The 351-nt window shown below is 54.1% G+C and carries 1 protein-coding gene; it reads right to left on the bottom strand.

Annotated features, from left to right (window positions below; genetic code table 11):
- A partial coding sequence (locus AB9F27_RS22135; RefSeq protein ID WP_369758237.1) for a hypothetical protein occupies positions 1 to 351 on the bottom strand: 351 nt, incomplete at both ends.

Genomic DNA, 351 nt, shown 5'->3' with positions numbered 1-351 from the left:
TGCAGCTCCAGAAGGTAGACCCATTTGCCATCCTGCCCCAAAACGACCACCACCGTTTCGGCCAGATTCCGTCGATTTCTTAACTCCGCCAATTCCGGCGCATCCGCATGGGCGGCCATGCTGGCGTACCAGACTGAGCCAACTTTCGCATTAGTGATATAAGATCCTAAAATAAGATCCGCGAACGAGCGATCCAAGGCTCCGTTCTGAGCATTGCGCTGTAAGTCCACGGAAATAGAGCGGATTCTTCCATCTTGTGTTTTGGTGGCCTTGACCAACGTCGCGACCTTCGCTCCAAATCCCGTAGAAATTGCCTTAAGGCCCTGCCGAAATGGGGCAGCGCCTTGCACC

It is taken from the genome of Falsihalocynthiibacter sp. CO-5D18 (assembly GCF_041205445.1).
In the GTDB taxonomy this organism is placed as follows: Bacteria; Pseudomonadota; Alphaproteobacteria; order Rhodobacterales; family Rhodobacteraceae; genus Falsihalocynthiibacter; species Falsihalocynthiibacter arcticus.
Note: the sequence above shows the minus strand (reverse complement) of the source record. Positions and strands in the feature narration are given on the sequence as shown.